Source organism: Halomonas sp. SIMBA_159 (genome assembly GCF_046536035.1).
GTDB lineage: Bacteria > Pseudomonadota > Gammaproteobacteria > Pseudomonadales > Halomonadaceae > Vreelandella > Vreelandella venusta_A.
This window is the reverse complement of record NZ_JAWJBT010001061.1, coordinates 1-254: the sequence shown is the minus strand read 5'-3', so window position 1 is coordinate 254 and position 254 is coordinate 1. Positions and strand designations below refer to the sequence as shown.

The following is a 254-nucleotide window of genomic DNA, read 5'->3' as shown; positions in this document are numbered from 1 at the left end:
CAGTGTGCTGAAGCGCATGTTCTGTCCAATCATCAAATAGCTTTGTACAATCATCTACTGATTGTGAGAACGTGTTGAAAGCCTTGTAGCTCCAAATGGACAGCGCTTTGGTCAATTTCGACAACGGACCAATTTCGCAACATATCACCCACTGACATCCAAGTTTCTGTCTGCGCGCCCCGCAACGCGATCAATGCTCTGGCTCTGCCGTCAGCGAGCATATAGCCGTGGAATGTCGCATTTGGTGGCTCAGG

The 254-nt window shown here is 49.6% G+C and carries 1 protein-coding gene; it reads right to left on the bottom strand.

Features of this window, described 5'->3' with window-relative positions; all coding sequences use genetic code 11:
* Positions 1-50: 50 nt before the first annotated feature.
* Positions 51-254 (bottom strand): hypothetical protein (locus tag R0J87_RS22535; protein WP_498889114.1); only part of this gene is annotated, 204 nt, incomplete at its 5' end.